Annotated in this window: 4 protein-coding genes; all 4 read left to right on the top strand. The window is 77.1% G+C overall.

The genetic code is table 11. From position 1 onward, the window contains the following. The first annotated feature begins 32 nt into the window (after positions 1 to 32). Genes ACIBIW_RS23395 through ACIBIW_RS23380 form a run of 4 tightly spaced genes read left to right on the top strand, consistent with a single transcriptional unit; the run spans position 33 to position 18,582 of the window. Positions 33 to 3,533: an amino acid adenylation domain-containing protein gene (locus ACIBIW_RS23395; protein WP_399338936.1), complete on the top strand. Its 3,501-nt coding sequence runs from the start codon at positions 33 to 35 to the stop codon at positions 3,531 to 3,533. Further along, on the top strand, positions 3,530 to 6,883 hold the full coding sequence (locus ACIBIW_RS23390; protein ID WP_399338935.1) for an amino acid adenylation domain-containing protein: 3,354 nt from the start codon (positions 3,530 to 3,532) through the stop codon (positions 6,881 to 6,883). Before ACIBIW_RS23395 ends, ACIBIW_RS23390 begins: the two co-directional genes overlap by 4 nt. After that, complete coding sequence (locus tag ACIBIW_RS23385) at positions 6,880 to 12,990, top strand: condensation domain-containing protein (protein ID WP_399338934.1); 6,111 nt, start codon at positions 6,880 to 6,882, stop codon at positions 12,988 to 12,990. The genes ACIBIW_RS23390 and ACIBIW_RS23385 overlap by 4 nt, the downstream gene beginning before the upstream one ends. A gap of 3 nt (positions 12,991 to 12,993) precedes the next feature. Then, positions 12,994 to 18,582, top strand: coding sequence for an SDR family NAD(P)-dependent oxidoreductase (locus tag ACIBIW_RS23380; RefSeq protein WP_399338933.1), 5,589 nt, complete (start codon positions 12,994 to 12,996; stop codon positions 18,580 to 18,582). Position 18,583: the final 1 nt, after the last annotated feature.

Below are 18,583 nucleotides of genomic sequence, written 5' to 3'. Positions count from 1 at the left end.
CCGCCGCGCGCCGAACGACGTCTGGAGTCCCCATGACCGACGCCCCGCCCTCCTCCGCAGCCCCCACCGACACCCCCCGTACCGCCACGCTCTCCGACGCCAAACAGAGACTCCTCGACCGGTGGCTCGCGGGCGCGGCGCAACCCGCCGCGCTCGTCACCGCGCAGGCACCCGAGGGGCCGGTCCCGGCCACGGGCCCGCAGCGCCGCATGTGGCTGCACGCCCGGCTCTACCCGGACAGCGCCGCCTACCACATCGGGCAGGCGGTGCGTCTCACCGGCCCGCTCGACGAGGGGGCGCTGCGCGCCACCCTGGCCGCGCTCGTCGAGCGCCACGACGCGCTGCGCACCACGTTCACCGAGATCGACGACGAGCCCTACCAGGTGGTCGCGCCCCGCCTCGACATCGCGCTCGCGCCGGAGGACGGCGGCGGCGACCGCGACAGGGAGCGTGCCTGGCTCTCGGCGCTCGACACCGCCCCCTTCGACCTGGAGCACGGACCCCTGGTCCGCTTCGGGCTGCTGCGCCACTCCCCCACCGAGCACGTGCTGATGACGGTGGTCCACCACGCCGTCGCCGACGGCCTCTCGCTGGTCCGGCTGCTCGGCGAACTCGGCCGGATCTACGCGGCGTTCAGCGCGGGCGCCGCCAGCCCGCTGCCGCCGCCCGCCCTCACCCACGCCGACTACGCGCGCTGGCGCCTCGGCCACGAGGAGGGCCCCGAGTACGCTGCGCACCTGGCCGACTGGTGCGCGGCGCTCGGCCCCGAGCAGCCCCGGCTCGACCTGCCCACCGACCGGCCGCGGCCCCCGGTGCCCGGCTCCCGCGGGGTGTCGCGGCGCTTCGTGCTGGACGCCGCCGTCTGGCGGGAGCTGCGCGAACTGGCGCGGCGCCACCGGGCCACGCCCTACATGGCCGCGGTGGCCGGGTTCACCGCGCTGCTGCACCGGCTGACGGGGCAGTCGGGCATCGCCGTCGGCTCCGTGGTGCACGGCAGGGACCGCGCCGAACTGGAGGAGCTGGTGGGCTGCTTCGCCGACACGGTGGTGCTGCACACCGACGTGGAGCCCGAGTTGGGGTTCGCCGCGCTGCTCGACCGGGTGCGCGACACCTGCACGGCGGCGTACGCGCGCCAGGACGTGCCGCTCGACGCCGTCGCGTCCGAACTGCGCTGGGACCGCTCGCCCGCCACGGGGCCGGTGCCGCAGGTGCTCGCGGTGATGCAGCAGCCGCCCGCGGCGGCCGAGTTCGGACCGCTGCGCGCCGAGCCCGTCGAGCCCGAGGTGGACTCGGCCCGCTTCGACCTGGTGCTGAACTGCTGGGAGGCCGACGGCACTCTGCATGGCGCGGTCACCGGCAACGCCGACCTGTTCGACGCGGAGACCGTGGGGCGCTGGGCCGCGCGGCTCGCGCGGCTCCTCTCGTCGGTCGTCGAGGGCGGCGCGGACACCGCCGTGGACGACCTCGACGTGCTGCCGGACGAGGAGGGCGCGCTGCTGCGCGCCTGGGGCCGCCCCGTCGAGGGCGACGACCCGCTCGTGGACCGCGACCTGGCGGCGCTGGTACGGGACGCCGCGCGCCGCGACCCGGAGGCGGTGGCCGTCGAGTGCGGCGACGAGCGCCTGACGTACAGTCAACTGCTCGCGGGGGCACAGCGGTTGGCGACAGCGCTGCGGGCGGAGGGCGCCGGCCCCGACACCTTCGTGGGGGTGCTGCTCGAACGCGGCCCCGCGCTCCCGGTGGCGCTGCTCGGGGTGCTGGAGACCGGCGCCGCCTTCGTGGCGCTCGACACCTCATGGCCGCGGGCCCGCACCCGTGAGATCGCCGCGGGCGCGGGGCTGCGTCTTGTGGTCGGCGCGGAGGAGGCGGCGGAGGTGTTCGCGGACGGCCCCGTGCGCGTCGTACCGCCGGACGCCGCGTCGGACGCCGCGGATGACGCCCTGCCGGACGCCACGTCCGACGCCGCGTCGGACGAATCCGGGGGCGCGTCCCCGGAGGCAGCGGTACGGGACCCGGAGGTCATGGAGCGGGTCGCGTACGTCATCCACACCTCGGGGTCGACCGGCGCGCCCAAGGGGGTGATGATCCGCCAGCAGGCCATCTGCAACCGGATGCGCTGGCAGATCGGCAAGCTCGGGCTCGACCCCTCGGACGCGGTGCTGCACAAGGCGCCGCTCGGCTTCGACATCTCCCTCAACGAGATCTTCCTGCCGCTCGTCGCCGGGGCCCGTCTCGTGCTCGCGCCGCCGGGGCACGACGGCGACGTCGACCGGCTGCTCGGCACCGTCGAGCGGCACCGCGTCACCTTCCTGTACATCGTCGCCTCCATGCTCGACGTGCTCCTCGAACGGGACGACGCGGCCGCCCGGCTGCGGTCGCTGCGCCATCTGTGGTGCGGCGGTGAGGCGCTGACCGGGGAGCTGTACGCGCGCTTCAGGCGGGCCTCGGACGCCCGCATGTACCACGGCTACGGGCCCGCGGAGACCACCATCGGGGTGAGCTGCCGGGTCTTCGAGCCGGGCGAGACGGCGCACCGCGTCTCCATCGGGCGGCCCAACCCCAACGCCCGGCTGTACGTGCTGGACGGGCGGCTGCGTCCGGTGCCCGTCGGGGTGCGCGGTGAACTCCACGTCGGAGGGCTGCCGTTGGCGCGCGGCTATCTCAACGACCCGGAGCGCACCGCCGAGCGGTTCGTCGGGGACCCGTTCGACGAGGACGGCGACGGGCGGATGTACCGCACCGGGGACCTGGCCAGGTTCCGCGCCGACGGCGAGATCGAGTTCCTCGGCAGGCTCGACGACCAGGTGAAGATCCGCGGCTTCCGGGTGGAGCCGGGGGAGGTGTCCGCCGCCCTCGCCCGGCACCCCGGGGTGCGCGCCGCCGCCGTACTGGCGCGTGAGGCGCCGGGCGGCGGCCATGAGCTGATCGCCTACTGCTCACTCGCCGACCCGCCGACCGAGGGCGAGAAACCCCCGGCGGGCGAGGAGCTGCGCGGCTGGCTGAACGGCCTGCTGCCGGGCCACGCGGTGCCCAGGGACGTCCGGGTGCTGCCCGAACTCCCGCTGACCAGCGCGGGGAAGGTCGACCGCAAGGCGCTCGCCGCGCTGCCCGAGCCCGGCGCCGACGACGCCGAGCACGCCCCGCCCGCGCGGGGTGTGCAGCGGGCGGTGGCGGACATCTGGACGGAGGTGCTGGGCACCGACCGCTTCGGGGTGCACGACAACTTCTTCGACCTGGGCGGGCACTCGCTGCTCGTCCTGCGGGTGCAGACGCTGCTGCGGCAGCGGTTCGGGCGCGAGATACCGCTGCTCGACCTGCTGGGGAACGCCACGGTGGCCCGGCTCGCCGGGCTCGTCGAAGCGGGCGAGACGTCGCCCGCCGCCCCCGCGGGGCCCGCGGCCCCCGCCGCCACCGTGGCCGACGCGCGCTCCCGCGCCCTGCGCGCCCGGGACGCCCGCGCCCTGCGCGGCAGCCGACGGCGCGGCACGGGGGCCGGGAACGACCGGCCGCGCCAGGACGGGGAGCAGGCGTGAGGGCCGCGGCACCGGGCGGCCGGGGACGGCCCTTCCCGCTGACCGAGACCCAGCAGGCGTACCTACTCGGCCGCGGCGACGGCTACCCCCTCGGCAATGTCAGCACCCACGCCTACCTGGAGTTCGAGGGCCCCCTCGACGTCACCCGCTTCGTCCACGCCTGGCGGCGCCTCGTGGACAGGCACGGGATGCTGCGCGCGGTGATCGACCCGCGCCGCCTTGAGCAGCGGGTGCTCGCCGAGGTGCCCGACCCCCCGGTGGAGATCGCCGACCTGCGGGGGCTGCCGCCCGCCGAGGTGGCCGCGGCGCTGGCGGCGCTGCGGGAGCGGCTGTCGCACGAGGTGCGGCCCGCCGACCGGTGGCCGCTGTTCTCGGTCGCGGTCTGCCTGCTGGGCGAGGGGGTGTGCCGGGTCCACGTCGGCTTCGACGGACTGACGGTGGACTGGGCGAGCTGGCACGTCATGTACCGGGACCTGTCCGCGTACTACGACGACCCGGACGCCGAACTGCCGCCGCTCGCCGCTGGCTTCGACGACTACGTGCGCGCGGTCGCCGAGGAGGGGGCCGACGGCGGCGGCGCATTCGAGGAGGAGGACCGGGAGTTCTGGCGGGAGCGGCTGAGCGCCCTGCCGGGGCCGCCGCAGCTCCCCCTCGCGACCGACCCCGACACCGTGGCCACCCCGCGCTTCGTGCGCCGGGAGGCCCTGATGGAGCCCGCGCGGTGGGCGGAGTTGAAGCAGCGTGCCGCCGCGGCGGGGCTCACGCCGACCGGTGCCGTCCTCGCGGCCTACGCCGAGGTCGTCGCCCAGTGGAGCGACGGCGAGCGCTTCACCCTGAACGTGCCCGGCATGAACCGGGAGCCGCTGGTGCCCTCGGTCGGCGAACTAGTGGGCGAGTTCGCCTCGTTCACCCTGGTCCCCTTCGACCGCACCGGCACCGGGAGCTTCACCGCCCGGGCCCGCGCGCTCCAGCGCGCGCTCCTCGAAGGGCTTGAGCACCCGGGGATGAGCGGGGTGCGGCTGCTGCGCGAGCTGACCCGGCTGCGCGGCGGCGAGCGCGCCTCGATGCCGGTGGTCCTCACCAGCACCCTGGCGCTCACCGGCGCCGCGCCGCACACCCTGGAGCGCGCCCTCACCCAGGTGTACGGGATCACCCAGACGCCGCAGGTGCATCTGGACGCGCAGGTGGAGGAGCGGCGCGGCGCGCTGGCGCTCAACTGGGACGCGGTCGAGGAGCTGTTCCCGCCGGGCCTGCTCGACACCATGTTCGCCGCCTGGACCGGGCTGTTGGACCGCCTGGCGGCCGACCCCGCGGCCTGGGACGCGGACGGCGCCGTACCGCTGCCCGAGCAGCAGCGCGAGCGGCGGGCCGCGGCCCGCGGCCCGCGCAGGGAGATCCCGGACGAGCTGGTGCACGACGCGTTCCTGCGGCAGGCCGAAGCCGACCCCGGGGCGCCCGCGGTGGTCTGCCGGGACGCGGCGCTGACCCGCGGCGAACTGCTGGCCAGGGCAAGGGTGTTGGCGGGCAGGCTCGCGGGCGCGATGGCGCGGCGGCCCGCGGCGCCGGTGGCGCTGCTGCTGGAGAAGGGCGTGGAGCAGCCGGTGGCGGCGCTCGCGGTGCTGCTGGCGGGCGGCGCGTACGTACCGCTGGAGGCGGGGGCGCCGCCCGCGCGGCTGCGCGCCCTGCTGGAGATCGCGGCACCGTCCGCCGTCGTCACCCACGCCCCGCTCGCGGGCGACGTCCCGCCCGGGCCCTGGCGGGTGCTGCGCGCGGACGCGCCGGACGACGGGCAAGGAGCGGACGGCGCCGGGGTGCGGGCGGACGGCGGGGGGCAGGGCGACGGCGGGGTGCGCCGTGGTCCCGGTGATCTCGCGTACGCGCTCTTCACCTCCGGGACGACCGGCACCCCGAAGGCCGCGCTGATCGAGCACCGGGGCGTGGTGAACTGCCTGCGCGAGACGGTCGCGCACTTCGGTGTCGGGCCCGGCGACCGGGTGCTCGGGCTCACCCCGTTCCACCACGACATGGCGCTCTTCGACCTCTTCGGGGTGCTCGGCGCGGGCGGCGTCCTGGTGCTGCCGCAGGAGGCGCGGCGCACCGACCCCCACCACTGGCTCGACCTGGCGCGGCGGCACCGGGTCACCGTCTGGAACTCGGTCCCGGCCATGATGGAGATGCTGCTCGGCGCGCTCGCCGACGCGGAGTCCCGGGGCGCGCCGCTCCCGGCGCCCGCGGACCTGCGTCTCGCGTTCCTGGGCGGGGACTGGGTGGCGCCCGCGATGCTGCGGGAGCTGGCGCGACGGGTGCCGGGGGCCCGGGCGGTGTCGGTGGGCGGGCCCACCGAGACCACGCTGTGGAACATCTGGCACCCGGTGGGCCCGGAGGACCGCGAGGCGGCCTCGGTCCCCTACGGCAGGCCGCTCGCCAACACCCGCTACCACCTCCTCGACTCGGGGCTGCGGGAGCGCCCGGAGGGCGTCGTCGGGGAGATGTACTGCTCGGGTCCCGGGCTCGCCCGGGGGTATCTCGGCGACCCGGAGGCGACGGCGGCGGCGTTCGTCACCCACCCGCGCACCGGTGAACGGCTCTACCGCACCGGCGATCTCGGCAGGTTCCGCTCCGACGGTGTCATCGAGTTCGTGGGCCGCCGCGACGGGCAGGTGCAGATCGCGGGGCGCCGGGTGGAGCCGGCCGAGGTCGAGGCGGCGCTGACGGCCCTGTCCGGCGTGGCCGCTGCGGCGGTGGTGCCGGTGCCGCGCGGCGAGGGGCCCGGCTACCGGGGGCTCGCCGCGTTCGTGGCCGGGGCGCACGGCGCCGCCGCGCCCGACGGCGGGGAGCTGCGCGCCCGGCTTGCCGGGGCGCTGCCCCGGCATCTGGTCCCGGGGCGCTTCACGGTGCTCGACGCGCTGCCGCTCACCGGGAGCGGGAAGGTGGACAGGGCCGCGCTCGCGCGCCGTGCCCTGGAGCCCGCGGCGCCCGCGGACGGCGCGCACGAGCCGTCGGCGGGGGCCGGCGCGCCGGACGATCCGCTGGTCGGGCTGCTCGCGCTGACCTGGGCCGAGGCCCTGGGGGTGGCCCGGGTGGGTCCGCACGACAACTTCTTCGAGCTGGGCGGCGACTCGCTGGTCGGCGCGCGTGTCCTGGCCAGGCTGCGGGCCGTGTTCCCCGACGAGGAGCTGGCGCCCGCCACCCTGATGGCGACCTCGGACGTCACCGACATGGCGGGGACGCTGGCGGCGAAGGAGGCGGTGCCGGGCCGGATGGCGCAGATCGCCGCCGTCCATCTGCACGTGGCGGCGCTCGGCCCCGAGGAACTCGCGGCGGAACTCGCCGCTCCGGAGGCACCATGAGCGACCCACGCAACGACGCCGGAGCCACCGTCGGCACCACCGCCGCCGACACCTCCGGCGCCGACGACACGGAAGCGCGGCGCGCCGAGCTGCTGCGGCGGCTGCTGGCCGGGCGGGGCCTGGCGGGCGCGGCCCACGAGCCGGTGCCGGACGCCGGGGCACGCGGCGGGTCCGCGCCGCTCTCCTCGGCCCAGCGCCGCATGTGGTTCACGCACCGGCTCGACCCGGCCGACCCGGCCTACCACCTGACGGTCGGCACCCGGCTCACGGGGCCGCTCGACGGGGAGCGGCTGCGTGCCGCTTTCGAGGCCGTGACCCGCAGGCACGAGGTGCTGCGCACCGTCTACCGGCGGGACGCGGCGGGCGACCCGGTCCAGGTGCTCGCCCCTGCCGGGGCCCGGCCGCCCTTCGAGACCCGGGACCTGGCGGGGCCCGAGGAGGCGGCGGTACGGGCGTGGGCCGCAGCGCCGTTCGACCTGTCGCGGGACCTCCCGCTGCGGTTGCTGCTCCTGCGCCGCGGCCCTGACGAGCACCTGCTGTTCCTGACGGTGCACCACATCGCCTGCGACGACCTGTCCTGGGAGATCCTGCTGGGCGAGGTGTCGGCCGTGTACCGGGGCCGCGAGCCAGGACCCGTACCGGCGTCGCAGTACGCGGACTTCGCGCGCTGGGAGGCGCGGTCGCGCTCCGGCGGCGTCCACGAGGAGTCCCGCGCGCACTGGCGCCGGGTGCTCGCGGGCCCGCCGGGGCGGCTGCGGCTGCCCGCCGACCAGCCGCGCCCCGCCGGGCGGCCCTCCGGGGGTGTGCGGCGCAGGTGCGCCGTGCCGCCCGCCGTCGCCGAGGCCGTCAGGGACCTGGCACGCGCCGAGCGCGCCTCGCCCTACATGGTGCTGCTCGCGGCCCTGGGGCTGTGGCTGCGGCGGCTCGGCGGCAGCGGGCGGCTGCCGGTCGGCACGCCCGTCGTGGACCGGCGGCGGCCCGAGTTCGAACGGCTCGTCGGCAACTTCGGCAACGTGATGGTGCTCCCGGTGGACGTGGGCGCCCCGGGCGCGGAGCCGGGCTTCGGCGAACTCGTCGGCCGGGTGCGGGCGCTGTGCGCCGAGGCGTACGCGCACCAGCACGTGCCGTTCGAGACGGTGGTCGAGGACGCCGCGCCCGCCAGGGCGGACGGCGGGGCGCCGCGGCTCTTCGACGTCATGTTCTCGCACCGCACAAGCCCGCTGCGGGGACTCGACCTGCCGGGGGTGGACGCCGTCGAGCACTTCCACGACCCCGGGACGGCCCGCTTCGACCTCGTGGTCGACGTCGCCGACGACGCGCCCGGCACGGCCGGGATGACCGTCACCGTCACCGCCAGGGACGACATGTTCACGGCCGTGACCACCCAGCGCCTCGCCGCCGACTTCGCCGCGCTGCTGGCGGAGGTGGCCGGGGGCCGCACGCAAGCCGACCGCCAGGGGCGGCCGGACCACGGAGGGAAAGACACCATGAACCACCCCGCCGAGCACGAGGGCACCGGCAGAACCAGCGCCGGGCAGCCGGGCGCCGAGCCGCACGACGACGGTCTCGAACCCGAACTCGACCTGGCGATCGTCGGCATGGCGGGCCGCTTCCCCGGGGCCGACGGGCTCGACGCGTTCTGGGAGAACCTGGCGGCGGGCCGGGAGGCGGCGGTGGCGTTCACCGCCGAGGAGTTCGTCGCCGCGGGGCACGACCCGGCCGAGCTTGACGACCCGCACCATGTCAGGGTCGAGGCCGCCGTGGACGGTATCGACCTGTTCGACGCGGAGTTCTTCGGCTACCGGCCCACCGAGGCCGAACTGCTCGACCCGCAGGTCCGGTTGTTCCTTGAGTGCGCCTACCACGCGCTCCAGCAGGCGGGCTGCGCGCCGCGCGACGCCGAGGTGCCGATCGGGGTGTACGCGGGCGCGAGCCAGAGCAAGTACTACCTGAACCAGATCCATCCGCATGTCGCGGGCGCGCCCAACTCGATGGCGCTGCTGCCCGCCGTGGCGGCGAACTCCCCGGGCACCTTCGCCACCAGGGTCTGCTACGACCTGGGTCTGACAGGACCGGGCATCACCGTGTCGACGGCCTGCTCCACCTCCCTGGTGGCGCTCCATCTGGCCTGCCGCGACCTGCTCGACCGCAGTTGCGACGTGGCGCTCGCGGGGGGCGCCTCGCTGAACCCGGCGCGGCGGCTCGGCTACCACCACCAGCCGGACGGGCCGCTGTCCCCCGACGGCCGCTGCCGCTCCTTCGACGCCGCGGCCGACGGCATGTTCCCCGGCGACGGGGTGGGCGTCCTCGTACTGAAGCGGCTGTCCGACGCGCTCGCGGACGGCGACACGATACGGGCGGTGGTCAAGGGCTCCGCGGTCAACAACGACGGGGACCGCAAGGCCGGTTTCACGGCGCCGAGCGCCGAGGGGCAGCGCGACGTGATCCTCGCCGCGCACGCCGCCGCCGGGATCACCGCGGACTCGGTCTCGTACGTGGAGGCGCACGGCACCGCGACCCCGATCGGCGACCCCATCGAGATGCGGGCCCTGATCGACGCGTTCACCGCGGACCCGGCCGCCGCGGGGCGCCCCGGGCACTGCGCGCTCGGCTCCGTGAAGTCCGCCATCGGCCATCTGGACGCCGCCGCGGGCGTGGCCGGTGTGATCAAGACGGTGCTCGCGCTCGAACGGGAGGCGATACCGCCGAGCCTGCACTTCGAGCGGCCCGGGCCCCTCATCCCGCTGGACGGCAGCCCGTTCCGGGTCGCCGCCGCGCTCACCCCCTGGCCCCGCACCCCGGGCGCCCCGCGCCGCGCGGGCGTCAGCGCCTTCGGTATCGGCGGCACCAATGCGCACGTGGTGCTCCAGGAGGCTCCCGCCGCGGCGCCGCGGGACGCGGACGACGGCGGCAGGCACCGGCTGCTGACGCTGTCCGCGCGGACGCCTGACGCGCTCGCCGAGCAGGCGGACGCCCTCGCCGGGCACCTGGAGTCCCACCCCGGCCTGTCGCTCGCCGACGTCGCGTCCACGCTGCGCTCCGGCCGCGAGGAGTTCGAGCACCGGTTCGCGGTGGCCGCGGCCGACCTGCCGGGCGCGGCCCGCGCGCTGCGGGCACGCACGGGGCGCTCGGGGCGTGCCGAGGAGCGGCGGCCTGTGGCGTTCCTGCTGCCGGGCGGGGGCACCGAGTTCGCCGGGATGGCCGCCGGACTCCTCGACACGGAGCCGGTGTTCGGCGCCGAGTTCGGGCGCTGCGCCGACATCATGGCGGAACAAGGACGCGACCTGCGGGCCGAGGTGGCGCGCGACGGCGGCGGTTTCCCCGGCGTGGTCGCCACCGGCTACGCGATCGCCCGGCAACTGGAGGCGTACGGGGTGGCCCCGGTGGCGCTGCTCGGGCACAGCCTCGGCGAGTACACCGCGGCCTGCCTCGCGGGGGTGTTCACACCGGAGGACGCGCTGTGGCTCGCCGCCGAGCGCGAGCGGCTGCTGCTGCGGGCGGGCGGCGCCTCGCTGAGCGTGCTGCTGGGCGAGGAGCGGGTCGCGGGCCTCCTCACCGGCGGCCTCTGCCTCGCGGCGGTCAACGGGCCGCTGCACTGCACCGTGGCGGGACCGCTGTCCGAGATCGAGGAGCTGGAGGGGCGGCTCGCGGAGGAGGGCGTGGACCACTCCCGGCTGCGGCTCGCCACCGCGGTGCACTCCTCGCTGCTCGACGGCATCCTGCCCGACCTCGCCCGCGCCCTGGAGCGGGTGACGCTGTCGGAGCCGGTGACCCCGGTGGTCTCCAACCTGACCGGCGCGCCGCTCACCGCCGCCGAGGCCACCGACCCGGACTACTGGCTGCGGCACACCCGCCACACCGTCCGCTTCGCCGACGGGCTCGCGGCGCTGTGGGAGACCTGGCGTCCCGTGCTGGTCGAGACGGGCCCGAGCCGCGGCCTGACCAGGCTCGCCGGGCTCCAGCTCGGCCGGGAGGCCACCGCGGTCTCCGCGATGCGGCACCCGCGGGACGCGGGCGGCGACGGTGAGGCGCTGCTGACGGCGCTCGGCGCGGTGTGGACCGCGGGCGGCACCCTCGACCGGCACGCGCCGCGCCCCGAGGGCCCCCGGCGCACGGTGCCGCTGCCCGGCTACCCCTTCCAGCGGCGCCGCTACTGGGTGGCGGCGCCCCGCCGCGGCGCGGAGGGCGGCGGCGGCACCTATCTGGTGCCGGACGGTCTCGGCGAGCCCGGCTTCGAGCGGGCGCTCGCGCTCGCGGCGCCCGGGGTACGGCTGCTGCTCACCGCGCCCGAGGAGGGGATCGGCGGGAGCGCGCCGTCCGCGATCGCCGGGGACGACCCCGAGCAGGCGGTGGCCCGCCTCGACGAGGACGACCGGCTGCTGCGCCGCCGCATCCCCGTGACGCATGTCCCGGCGTCGCTCACCCGGGCCCTGGACACCCTGTGCGCCCGGTACGCGCTGCGGTTCCTGCACTCGGCGGGGGTGACGACGAAGGACGGCAGCGCCGCCACGCCCGACCGGATCGCGGTCACCGTGGGCGTCGTACCGGGGTACCGGCCGTTCCTCGACGCGATGCTGGCGATGCTGGCGGAGGACGGGCTGCTGGAGCGCGACCCCTCGGGCGCCGTGGTGTTCCGCTCCCCGCCGGGCGGCCCCGCCGACCTGGGCGCCGAGCCCGGGATCGACGCGCTGCGCGGCGAGTTCCTCGCGGCCCACCCCGGCTACGCGGCCGAACTCGACCTGCTGGAACGCTGCACCGCCCGCTACGAGGAGGTGTTCACGGGCCGTATCGAGGGCCACCAGGTGCTCCTGCCCGACGGCAGCGGCGATATCGCGCAGGACGTCATCGACCAGCGTGTCGGCACCAGTGACGTGGCCGTGCACACCCGCCTGGTGGCCGCGGCCGTCGCCCGGCTCGCGCGCGCCGCGGGGGACCGGGGGCTGCGGGTGCTCGAAGTCGGGGCCGGGCGGGGCTATCTGACGTGGGACGTGGCCGACGCGCTGAAGGGCGTTCCCGGTGTGGAGTACCACTTCACCGACATCGGCAGGTCGTTCGTGCTGGCCGCGCAGCGCACCGCGGCCGAGCGCGGCATCGACTTCATGCGGTTCGGGGTGCTCGACGTCTCGGCCGACCCAGGACCCCAGGGCTTCCCCGCGGGCGGCTTCGACGTCGTCCTGGCGTTCAACGTGCTGCACGCCACCGCCGACCTGCCGACCACGCTCGGCCATGTGCGGGGGCTGCTCGGCGGAGGCGGGCAGCTCTTCCTGGTGGAGGCGACCCGGCAGCGGCGGCCCTCGATGATGACGGCGGGTCTCTTCGCGGGCTGGTGGTACTTCTCGGACGGGCTGCGCGAGCACTCACCGCTGCTGCCGCCCGAGGGCTGGCGCGACCTGCTGGCCCGGGAGGGCTTCGAGCCGTTGAGCGTGCATCCGCGCGGGCCGCGGCGGCTCGCGGAGGCGGACCACACGCTGGTGACCGCGCGCACCCCGCTGACGGGGGCGGAACCGACCGACGCTGCGGAGGCCGGGGAGCGGGCGGCGCGGCTGCGGAGCCTTGAGGAGGCCGGGGCCCGGGTGGACGTGCTGACCGGGGCCGCCGCGGCGGCCCTGCCCGCGCTGTGCCGGGCGCTGCCCGGCGGGGATTCGCCGGTGCTGAAGCTCCTCGACACCGCCGCCGTCGCGGCCCCCGCACTGGACGCCGGGGGGCCTCGGGCGGAGCCCGAGGCAGGGGGCGGTCTGTACGGGGGCGGCTCCGCGTTCAACGCGCGCCCGGCGCTCGACACCCCGTATATCGAGCCACGTACCGATCTTGAGAGAACCGTCGCCGAGGCATGGCAGACCGTGCTCGGTCTTGACCGGGTCGGTGCCGAGGACGACTTCTTCGATCTCGGCGGGGAGTCGCTGCTGGCGATGCAGCTCGTCACCCGGCTCCGTGAGGAGCTGGGCGTGGCGCTGTCGGTGCGGGACTTCTTCGACTCGGGCGCGCCGACCGTGGCGGTGCTCGCCGGTCTTGTCGAGCGCGGCCGCGCCGCGGGACCCGCGCCCGCCCCCGTCATCGCGCGCAGCGCACGCCGCGCCGCGCCCGCCGCCGTCGCCGAGGAGGGCTGAGCCGTGCCCGCAGCCATCGAGTTCCCCGCCTCCTTCGACCAGGAACGCATGTGGTTCCTGCACCGCCTCGATCCCCACGACCCGTCGTACAACGTGCCGTTCCTGCTGCGGCTGCGCGGCCCGCTCGACCACGGGCGGCTCGAACGGGCCCTCGCGGGGGTCGCCGCGCGGCACGAGATCCTGCGCACCACCTACGCGGCGGGCGCCGACGGCTCGCTGGTCCAGCGCGTCCACGAGGCGGGCGCCGCCACGGCCCCGCCGCTGCCGCTCGACGCGCTCGACGCGCCGCCGGGCGAGCCGCCGGCCGAGGACCCTGCGGTGCGGGAGCGGGTGCGGGCGTTCGTGCGCGCCCCGTTCGACCTGACGGCCCGCCCTCCGGTACGCGCGCTGCTGCTGCGGCTCGCCGAGGACGACCACCTGCTGCTGTTCTGCCTGCACCACATCGCCGTCGACGGCTGGTCGCTCGGGGTCCTGGTGCGGGATCTCGACGAGCTGTACCGGGCGGACGCCGGGGGGCGCGCGCCGCGGCTGGCGGAACTCCCCGTGCAGTACGGGGACTACGCCGAGTGGCAGCGCGCCACGCTCGGGCCCGGGGCGCTGGCCGCCAGGATCGACGAGTGGGGCGCCCTGCTCGGCGGCCGGGTGCCCGAGCTGACGCTGCCCACCGACCGGCCGCGCCCCGAGCGCCCCTCGGGTCGTGGGGCGCGCGTCGACTTCGCCCTCTCCCCTGCCGTGGGCCGGGAGCTGCGGGAGCTGGCGCGGCGGCACGGGGCGTCGCTGAACATGACGCTGCTCGCAGCCTGGACGGCGCTGCTGCACCGGTGCGGCGCGGGCGAGCGGATCGTGGTCGGCACCCTGCTGGCGAACCGGGACAACGAGCAGCTCACCCCGCTCATCGGGCTGTTCGTCAACACGCTTCCGGTACGGGTGGACGTGGCGGGCGGGCTGCCGTTCACGCAGTTGCTCGCGCGGACCCGGCGGGCGGCGCTCGACGTGCTGGCCAGGCAGGACACCCCGGTGGACCAGGTGGCGAGGGAGTTCGGCGACACCGGGGCCGGGCGCCGCGATCCGCTGTTCCAAGTGCTGTTCGCGCTGCAGAACTTCGCGGACCAGCGGCTCGAACTCGGCGGCCTCGACGTGGAGCGGGTGGACGACGAGGAGGAGTCGACCCGCTTCGATCTGGAGCTGCACCTGTGGGAGCACCCGGACCGGCTCCGCGGCTCCCTGGTGTTCGACACCGACCTCTTCGACCGGGACACCGCGCAGCGGCTCGCGGCGCACTATGTGGCCCTGCTGGACGCGGTGGTCGCCGACCCGGCCGCCGCCGTGGCCGCGCTGCCGCTGCGTCCGGCGGCGCAGGAGCGCGCCCTGCGGGAGCGGATGGCGGCGGGCGGCGGCCCGCTGGTGCTCGACGCCGGGGGCATGGTGCCGCCCGAGGGCGTGCCGGGCGAGGTGTGGCGGGTCCCGGCGGGCGGCGGGGAGCCGGAGCGCACCGGGGAGCGCGCGGTGGTGCGGCCCTCGGGCGCGGTGGAGGTGCTGTCCGGGGTCGGCGCCGACGGTGTGGTGCCGGGGCTGGTGTGTGTCGGCGGGGTGACGGTGCGTCCGTGCGCCGTGGCGGAGGAGCTGCTGCGGCGCTTTCCCGCGCTCGCCGACGCGGTGGTGGTGCCCCGGGTGCCGCTCGACGGCCCGGCGGAGCTGCTGGCGTACGTGGTGCCCGCGGGCCCCGTGGACCTCGACGCGGTGGCGGGGGCGCTGCCCGCGGGCGGCTCGGCGGTGCCGGTGTCCCGGCTGCCGCTGACCCCGGGCGGTTCGGTGGACGTACCGGCGCTGCTGCGGCTGCCGGTCGCCGACGCCGTGGAGGCGCGGCGGTGGGAGCGTGCGCTCGGCGGGCGGTGCGCGGTGCTGCCCGTGGCGGCGCCGCCCGCGCGGCCCGCGCGGATACGGGTGCCGAAGCCGCCGCGGGCGCCGCGCGAGCGGGCCCCGCTGGCGGCGGCGCCCGGCGCCATCAGGGAGGCGCTGGCGGACGGCGGCCCCCCGGTGCCGCCGCTCGACCGGACGCTCGGCGACAGCCTGGCGCGGGCCGTCGGGTCGGCGTCGGGCGGGGTGGTGCTGCTCGACGAGGAGGGCCGTGAGAGCGCCCTGTCCTACGGGGAGTTGCGGGAGCGGGCGCTGCGGGCGCTCGGCGGGCTGCACGCGCTCGGGGCCGGGCCCGGCGACCGGGTGCTGCTGCAACTCGACGACCACGCCGACTTCCTGACGGTGCTGTGGGCGTGCCTGCTCGGCGGTCAGGTGGCGGTCCCGCTCGCGGTGCCCCCCGACTACCGTGCGGGTGACGCGGCGGTGGAACGGCTCGGCGCCGCCTGGGAGATGCTGGGGCGCCCGCTGGTGGTGACCGGCGGCGACCGCCTCGGGGAGCTGGAGGCGGCAGCCGCCGAGCGCGGCTGGACGGGGCTGAGCGCGGCGGGCGCCGGTGAACTCGCCGGAGGTACGGCGGCGGTGGCGCGGCCCGCGGCGCCCGACGACCCGGTGCTGCTGATGCTCACGTCCGGCAGCACGGGCCGCCCCAAGGCGGTGGTGCTGCGGCACCGCAACGTACTGGCGCGCTGCGCGGGCACCGCGGCGGCGAACGGGCTCGGCGCGGACGAGGTGTCGTTCAACTGGATGCCGCTCGACCATGTCGGCGGGGTGGTGATGTTCCATCTGCGGGACGTCTACCTCGGCTGCCGCCAGGTGCACGCGCCGACCCGCTGGGTGCTGCGCGACCCGCTGCGCTGGCTCGACGCGGCCGACCGGTTCGGGGCGAGCGTGACGTGGGCGCCCAACTTCGCGTTCGCCCTCGTCAACGACCGTGCCGGGGAACTGGCGGCGCGCGGCGCCGGCTGGGACCTGTCGCGGCTGCGGTTCGTGATGAACGCGGGTGAGGCGATCGTGCCGCGGGTGGCGCGGCGCTGGCTCTCGCTGCTGGCCCCGTACGGCCTGCCGGGCGGGGCGATGCGGCCCGCGTGGGGGATGTCGGAGACCTCGTCGGCGGTGGCGTACTCGGACCGGTTCGGGCGGGAGACGACCTCGGACGACGACGCGTTCACCGAGGTGGGGGCGCCGCTGCCGGGGTGTGCGCTGCGGATCGTGGCGGCGGACGGCGCGGGCGCCACGCGGGTGGTGCCGGAGGGCACCGCGGGCCTGCTCCAGGTGCGCGGGGCGACCGTGACCAGCGGCTACCACGAGGCGCCCGAGCAGAACGAGGCGGCGTTCACCGCCGACGGCTGGTTCGACACCGGGGACCTGGCGACGATCAGGGACGGCAGGCTCACGATCACGGGCAGGGCCAAGGACGTCGTGATCCTGAACGGGGTCAACCACCACAGCCATGAGATCGAGTCGGCAGTCGAGGAACTCGACTGTGTGGAGCCGTCGTTCACAGCGGCGGTCGCGGTCAGACCGGCGGCCGCGGTCACCGACGAGCTGGCGGTGTTCTTCTGCCCGCGCGGCGGCGCGGACCCCGAGGAGGCGGCGGGCCTTGTGCGGCGCGCGGTGTTCGAGCGGATCGGGGTGAACCCACGGCATCTGGTGCCGGTGGCGCCCGCGGAGATCCCCAAGACCGCCATCGGCAAGATCCAGCGTGCGGCGCTGCGGACCGCGTTCGAGGCCGGGGAGTTCGCGGCCAGGCTGCCCGGGGACGGCGCGGGCGCGGTGGGCACCGTGCCCGCGCACTTCCACCGCCCGCGGTGGGTGCCAAGGCGGCTGCCCGGCGGCGAAGGGCCGCGGCACGATGCGGGGTGCGTCGTGGTGTTCGGCGATCCGGGCGGTGCGTTGGCGGGGCGGCTCACGGCGCTCGTCGAGGCCGCGGGGCGGCCCTGTGCCCTGGTCGAGCCGGAGGGCGCGTACGCCGCGGGCCCGGTGCGCCTGGGCCGCGGCCGGTACGCGCTGGCGCCGTCGGACGCCGAGGGGCATCGCGGTCTCGGCGCGCTGCTGGAGGCGGACGGCGCGGCGCCCGGCACGGTGGTGGACCTGCGCGCGTACGGGGAGCCGTCGGGAACGGGTGACGGCGGGGCGCGCGCGGAGCTGCACGCGCTGCTGCACCTGGCGCAGGGCACGGCGGGGGCGGGCACGGTGTGCGTGGTCACGAGCCGTGCGCAGCGGGCGGCGGCCGGGGACCCGCCGTGCCAGGAGCGGGCCCCGCTCGCGGGTCTCGCCGCCGCGCTCGGGCACGAGCGCCCCGGGGCCAGGGTGGTCCACGTCGACGTACCGCCCGGCGATCCCGAGGCGGTGGCGGGGCTGCTCCTCGCGGAGCTGTCCGCGGCGCCCCGCGATCCCGCCGTGGCGTACCGGGACGGGCGGCGCCTCGTGCGGCGGCTGGTGCCCGTGGAGCCGGGCGGCGACACGGCGGACCGGGTGCCGTTCCGCGCCGGCGGGCGCTATCTGGTGACCGGTGCGTCCGGTGGCATCGGGCGGCTGCTCGTGGCCGAGCTGACCGGCGCGTACGGCGCGCGGGTCCTCGCGGTGGGCCGGTCGGTGCCCGCGTCCCCGCAGCCGCCCGGGGTGGAACACGCCGCGGTGGACCTGCGGCAGCCCGGCGCGCTCGACCGGGCGGTGCGGGCGGCCGAGCGGCGCTGGGGGGCGCGGCTCGACGGGGTGGTCCATCTGGCCGGGGAGTACCGGGAGGTGCCCCTCGACACCTGCACGGCCGCCGCGCTTGACGAGGCGATGGCCGTCAAGGCGGGGGGCGCGCGGGCGCTGCACGCCCTGGTGGCCGACCGGCCGGGGACGCTGTTCGTGTCGTTCTCCTCGGTCAACGGCTTCTTCGGCGGCGCGTCCGTCGGCGGCTACGCGGCGGCGGGGGCCTTCCTCGACGCGCTCGCTGAGCACCAGCGCGAGGACCTGGGGCTCGACGCGTACAGCCTGGCGTGGAGCATGTGGGACGAGACGGGGATGAGCGCGGGGCATCCGCTGAAGCGGCTGACCAGGGCGCGCGGCTACCGGGTGCTGGCCCCCGACGAGGCGCTGGCGTCGCTGTCGGTGGCGCTGCGGACGGCCGCACCGCACCAGTTGGTCGGCCTCGACCCGGAGCGGCCCTGGGTGGCGTCGCGGCTGGCGGGGCCCGGTGCGCCGGGGCGGGTGCTGAGCGTCTTCGCCGAGTCCGACGGCGACACGGAAGGACCCGTGTACGACCGGTTCGGGGCCCGGCTCGCGGCGCGCCGGGTGGTGGTGGACGCGCTGCCGGTCGATCCCGCGACCGGTCTCGTGGACCGGGAGCGGCTGTCGGACGCGGGGGCGGCGCCGGAGCGGGACGAGGAGCCGCGTCCTGGCGTCGAGGCGGTGATCGCGGCGGTCTGGTCGGAGGTGCTGGGCACCGGCCGGGTCACGGCGCGGTCCAACTTCTTCGATCTGGGCGGGGGTTCCCTCCAGGCGACCCGGGTGCACGGGCTGCTCCAGGAGCGGCTCGGCCGTGAGCTGTCGATGGTGGAGCTGTTCCGCCGCCCGACGGTGCGCGCGCTCGCCGACGCGCTCGACGCGGGCCAGACGGCCCCCGCGGGCGGCCGGGGCAGGGCGCGCGCACAGCGCAGGCGGGCGGCGGCGCGCGGCGAACGCTGAC

The organism is Streptomyces sp. NPDC050560, from assembly GCF_044457285.1.
Lineage (GTDB): Bacteria > Actinomycetota > Actinomycetes > Streptomycetales > Streptomycetaceae > Streptomyces.
This window is presented reverse-complemented; position numbering and strand designations above follow the sequence as displayed.

Coding starts and splice junctions, on each gene's coding strand:
- ACIBIW_RS23395 (WP_399338936.1), top strand. CDS start 33: ATGACCGACGCCCCGCCCTCCTCCGCAGCCCCCACCGACACCCCCCGT.
- ACIBIW_RS23385 (WP_399338934.1), top strand. CDS start 6,880: ATGAGCGACCCACGCAACGACGCCGGAGCCACCGTCGGCACCACCGCC.